Source organism: Methylobacterium sp. 174MFSha1.1 (assembly GCF_900116815.1).
Taxonomy (GTDB): Bacteria; Pseudomonadota; Alphaproteobacteria; order Rhizobiales; family Beijerinckiaceae; genus Methylobacterium.
On the sequence record NZ_FPCB01000084.1, the window covers coordinates 1 to 5,116 of the forward strand.

Genomic DNA, 5,116 nt, shown 5'->3' on the forward strand with positions numbered 1-5,116 from the left:
CGCGGTCAGGCAGGCCGGTCGCGTCCCGCCGCCGCTTGAGGAGCGGCGGGACGCGACCTTCGGTGAGCAAGGAGCTGTAAGCACGGCCAAGGCCAGAGCAGGATGAGGGACCTGGGACCAGGACACTCCGCCACGTCATCGCGCGTCACAGCGCGTCGGGATGTTGGGAGCCTGGTTCTTCGCAAGGAACGCTTGTGCGCACCCCTTGGTGGCCCGCCGTCGTCCTCGTCGCATCAACCGCGGCGGCACGACGGCATCAGAGGCCGGATACATGACTGCTCCTGAACCGACTGGCTCAAACCGATGCTCACAAACCCTTGCGAAACGGGGGCCGTCCATACATGACCCTGTGGGGTGGGAACGCCGTTGAACGTTCGCTTCTCGTCGCGTCAAACAGGCTCAGCGCACGCCGAGCAGTTCCACGTCGAACAGCAGCGTGGCGTTCGGCGGGATCACGCCGCCGGCGCCGCGGGCGCCGTAGCCGAGCTCGGGCGGGATCACCAGGGTGCGCTTGCCGCCGACCTTCATGGTCGACAGGCCCTCGTCCCAGCCCTTGATGACCTGGCCGGTGCCGACGGCGAAGCTCAGCGGCTGGCCGCGGTCGAGCGAGCTGTCGAACTTCGCGCCCTTCTTACCGTCCTGGTAGAGCCAGCCGGTATAGTGGACGTTGACGGTCTGGCCGGCCTTAGGCTGCGGGCCGGTGCCGGCGACGGTGTCCTTGTACTGGAGACCGGACGGGGCGGTGACGAACGAATCGGCGGAGGCTGAGGCGGTCATGGCGATCGTGAGGGCTCCGACAAGGTAGAAGGGCGAACGGCGCATCGACGGGATCGTTCCTGTGCGTGACGTCGGGACCCCAGTTAGGGCATTGGGCGCCCGGTGGACAGGCCGTCAGGCCGGCGGCAGCGCCTCGGGCGCGATCGGGCCGCCCTCGGCCCAGCCCATGAGCAGCGCCCGCACCGCCGCCGGGTCGGCGAGGCGGTGGCGGGCGACCGTCTCGCCGGGCCCGACCCGGATCGAAATCCCGCCATCCTCGTTCACCGGTACGAAGGCCTTCTCGTCGGTGAGGTCGTCGCCGATGAAGATCGCCCGGCGGCCGGCATAGGGTGCCTCGCGCAGGAAGGCCCGGATGGCGTGGCCCTTGGTGGCGCTGGCGGGCAGGATCTCGGCCACCGCCTTGCCCTGCTGCAGCCGGTAGGCCTCGCCGAGGATGCCGGCGACCGACGCGGCCGCGGATTGCGCCCGGGCGGCGTCGGCGTCGTTGGCCAGGCGCCAATGCACCGCGACCGAGCAGCCCTTGTCCTCGATCAGCACGCCGTCGAGGTCGACGACCGCCTGCTGCAGCGTGGCGACGCCCGCGCGCAGGGCGGGATGCGCCGCCGGATCGCCGCCGACGATCCGACCGCCGCGGCGCTGCTCGACCCCGTGCAGGCCGGCGGTGTCGAACCGCTCCGGGTCGAGGAAGCCGTCGATGGTGGCGATCGGCCGTCCAGTCACCAGGGCCAGCGCCCCGCCGAGGCGGGCGCGCAGCCGCGCCAGCCCCGGCGGCAGGGTGGGGGGGACCACGACGCCGTCGGGGCGCGGCGCGATCTCGACGAGGGTGCCGTCGAAGTCGAGGAAGAGGGCGTAGGCTGTGTCGGTCAAGGGATCGCGTCTCCCGTCGCTGCCGGAGACCGGCGTGAGGCACGGGCCGCGACCGGCCCGCGCTCCGGAAGGCTTACATAGCGGCCGGACCCGCGGGGCAAAGCCGGGAAGGGCCCCGAACGTCCCCATCGTGTCGCCGGTCACCACGGTGCCGGGGCGACGGATGGCGGGTCCTGGGGGCAAATTCCTAGCAGTGATGAAACTGCCATAGCAAAGCGGCAGCACGGCACATAGGATTCGCGGGGATATCGGGCCGGGCAGGGCCCCGCCCGGTGCCGCGGCGGCGCCCCCGACACAGGCCGGACCCGGCCGGCTCTGCCACGATCGCGGGGATTCCGGTCGGGACTAACCGTCATCTGCTGGCTTGGGTCAACAAGGTAACCTTTGATTCAAGCGCACGTGATTTCTGGCTCGAGAGTGCGGTGCCATGATCGGTTGGACCGGGTGGGGTGAACGCGCTGTGCGCAGGATGCAGACCATCGTCGATCTGTTCCGGATCGAGACCGACAACGCGGACCTGATGCGGGCGCAGATGCGGGCGCTGCGTAACCAGGTGCCGCTGCTCTACGTCATCCTGGCGATCAACTCGACGGCGATCGCGGTCACGTATCTTGGCGCCGCGCCGAACTGGCTCACCATCTATCCGCTCGGCGGCCTGCTGCTCCTGTGCGCCTTGCGCTTCGGGATGTGGCTGCGCGGGCGCCGGCAGCCGATCGACGACACCCGGCTCGCCGCGAAGCTGCGGCTCACGGTCGGGCTCGCCGGCGCGCTGGCGGTCGGCTTCATGGCCTGGGGCAGCGCGCTCTTCGGCTACGGCGATGCCTACGCACAGGCCCATATGCTGTTCTACTTCGGCACCACGACGATCGCCTGCGTCCTCTGCCTCGTGCATCTGCGCGCCGCGGCGCTCCTGGTGACGGCGATCGTCACGGTCCTGTTCTGCCTGCATGTCAGCCGCCTCGACAACCAGGTCATGCGGGCGATCGGCCTCAACCTGGTGATCGTCTGCGCCGCCCTGGCCTTCGTGATCGTCGCCTATTACCGCGACTTCACCCGTCTGATCGGGCAGCAGGTCGAGCTCGAGCGCCTGAGCCGGGAGAACCTGCGGCTCGCCAATCTCGACACGCTGACCGAGCTGCCCAACCGCCGCAGCTTCTTCGCCTCCCTGGACCGGTCCGCGGCCGAGGCGGAGGCCGGGAGGCAGCCGTTCGTCGTCGGCCTCATCGACCTCGACGGGTTCAAGCCGGTGAACGACGCCCACGGCCACGGCGCGGGCGACGCCGTGCTGCAGGAGGCCGCCCGGCGCCTGCAGGGCGTGGTGGGCGAGGCCGGCGTGGTGGCGCGCCTCGGCGGCGACGAGTTCGGCCTCGTCCTGCGCGGCGCAACCGCGCTGGCCGCCACCGGCGAGGCGATCTGCGGCGCCCTGGCGGTGCCGTTCCGGCTGCCGCATGGCGGCACCGCCCAGATCGGCGCCTCGATCGGCTTCGCCGCCTACCCGGAGGCGGGCCACAAGGCGGCCCAGCTGGTCGAGCGGGCGGATTACGCCCTCTACCATGCCAAGACGCATAGCCGCGGCGCCGCGATCCTGTTCACCGAGGAGCACGAGCGGCTGCTGCGCACCCAGAGCGTGATCGAGCAGGCCCTGCGCCACGCCGACCTGCCGCGGGAACTGAGCCTGGTCTTCCAGCCGATCGTCGACGCGCGGCGCGGCCGCACGGTGGCGTTCGAGGCGCTGGCCCGCTGGACGAGCCCGGAACTCGGGCCGATCTCGCCGGCGGTGTTCATCCCGATCGCCGAGCGCGCGGGCCTCATCACCCGCATCACCGCGGTGCTGTTCGGCCAGGCGCTCGCCGCCGCCCGGGCCTGGCCGGAGCGGGTCGCCCTGTCCTTCAACCTGTCGATGGCCGACATCGCCTCGCCGCAAGCGGCCGCCGCCCTCATCGCGGCCATCCGGACGAGCGGCCTGCCGCCCGGGCGGGTGATCCTGGAGGTGACGGAGACGGCGCTGATCCAGGACGTGGCGCAGGCCCAGACCGTCCTCGAGACCCTGAAGGCCAGCGGCATCGCCATCGCGCTCGACGATTTCGGCACCGGCTACTCGTCCCTGAGCTACGTCCACCGCCTGCCCCTCGACAAGCTCAAGATCGACCGAAGCTTCGTCAGCGAGGTCACCACCGATCCCGCCAGCCGCGACATCATCACGTCGATCGCCGCGCTCGCCCGCAACCTGTCGCTCGACTGCGTGGTGGAGGGGATCGAGACCGACGAGCAGGCCCGCCTGCTCCAGGGGCTCGGCTTCGTGCTGATGCAGGGCTACCATTTCGGCCGGCCGATGGCCTTCCCCGATACCCTGCGCTACCTCGATTCCGAGGCGGTGCGGGCGATCCGGCCGGTCCAGGCGGTCGCCTGACCGGGTGCCCCGTGCCCCGGAAGGGGAGGCGGGGCGATGCTCACCTATGCGATCGGCGACGTCCACGGCCGCGCCGACCTCCTCGCCCGCCTGCTCGCCCGGATCGAGGAGCACCGCGCCGGGCGCCAGCGCCGCCTGGTGTTCCTCGGCGACGCCATCGACCGCGGGTCCGACAGCGCCGGGGCGGTGGCCACCTTGCGCGACCTCCAGGCCCGCGAGCCGGACGCCGTGACCTGCCTGATGGGCAACCACGAGGCGATGCTGCTCGATGCGGCCGCCGGCACGAACCGCGACCTGTGGCGGATCAACGGCGGCGGTGCGACCCTCGCCTCCTACGGCGCGGCGCATCCGGGCGAGCTGCCGGCGGAGGTCGTCGCCTGGATGGGCACCCTGCCGACCCTGCACGGCGACGCGCGGCGCTGGTACGTCCATGGCGGCCTAGACCCCGCATGCGACGCGGAGGGGAGCGACCGCGAGACCCGGCTGTGGATGCGCGAGCCGTTCCTGTCGTCGGGCCGCGATTTCGGCCGCCACGTCGTCCACGGCCACACCCCGACCCGCGACGGCCGGCCGGAGCTGCTCGCCCATCGCACCAACCTCGACACCGGCGCGGTGTTCGGCGGACCGCTCACGGCCGGCGTGTTCACCGACGAGCAGGGACCGCCGGTGGAGGTGCTGGCGGTGCGGTAGGGCTGGAGAGCGTGTCAGGTGCTCCCGACGACACCGCGGCACGCTCGACGTCATGTATGGACGGCCCCCGTTTTGTATGGACGGCCCCCGTTTCGCAAGGGTTTGTGAGCCTCGGTTTGTGCCAGTCGGTTCAGGAGCAGTCATGTATCCGGCCTCTGATGCCGTCGTGCCGTCACGGGATCGCGACGAGGACGACGGCGGGCCACCAAGGGGTGCGCACAAGCGTTCCTTGCGAGAACCAGGCTCCCAACATCCCGACGCGCTGTGCCGCGCGATGACGTGGCGGAGTGTCCTGGTCCCAGGGGTCCCTCATCCTGCTCTGGCCTTGGCCGTGCTCTTTGGCTCCTTGCTCACCGAAGGCGTCGTCCCGCC

General features: G+C 71.3%; 5 protein-coding genes. 2 read left to right on the forward strand and 3 right to left on the reverse strand.

Annotated features, from left to right (window positions below):
* Positions 1–399: 399 nt before the first annotated feature.
* On the reverse strand, positions 400–822 hold the full coding sequence (locus tag BM430_RS33630; RefSeq protein WP_093571512.1) for an FKBP-type peptidyl-prolyl cis-trans isomerase: 423 nt from the start codon (positions 820–822) through the stop codon (positions 400–402).
* A 69-nt stretch (positions 823–891) separates the two neighbouring features.
* Positions 892–1,644, reverse strand: a complete 753-nt coding sequence (gene otsB, locus BM430_RS33635) for a trehalose-phosphatase (RefSeq protein ID WP_093571513.1) — start codon at positions 1,642–1,644, stop codon at positions 892–894.
* Between the two features lie 469 nt (positions 1,645–2,113).
* Between otsB and BM430_RS33640 the strand changes: the two genes are divergently transcribed.
* Together BM430_RS33640 and BM430_RS33645 are read left to right on the forward strand one after the other, a co-directional pair.
* Entirely contained in the window at positions 2,114–4,054 is a 1,941-nt protein-coding gene (locus BM430_RS33640) for a putative bifunctional diguanylate cyclase/phosphodiesterase (protein ID WP_177303262.1), read from the forward strand.
* Between the two features lie 36 nt (positions 4,055–4,090).
* Entirely contained in the window at positions 4,091–4,744 is a 654-nt protein-coding gene (locus tag BM430_RS33645) for a metallophosphoesterase family protein (RefSeq protein ID WP_093571515.1), read from the forward strand.
* 172 nt (positions 4,745–4,916) lie between these two features.
* On the opposite strand, the gene BM430_RS35120 is transcribed toward BM430_RS33645, so the two are convergent.
* A partial coding sequence (locus BM430_RS35120) for a hypothetical protein (RefSeq protein ID WP_210188478.1) occupies positions 4,917–5,116 on the reverse strand: 200 nt, incomplete at its 5' end.

What these genes read in the sequence shown, in the direction of transcription:
- BM430_RS33640 (WP_177303262.1), top strand. Translation starts at nt 2,114, where the DNA reads ATGCAGACCATCGTCGATCTGTTCCGGATCGAGACCGACAACGCGGAC.
- BM430_RS33645 (WP_093571515.1), top strand. Translation starts at nt 4,091, where the DNA reads ATGCTCACCTATGCGATCGGCGACGTCCACGGCCGCGCCGACCTCCTC.
- BM430_RS33630 (WP_093571512.1), bottom strand. Translation starts at nt 822, where the DNA reads ATGCGCCGTTCGCCCTTCTACCTTGTCGGAGCCCTCACGATCGCCATG.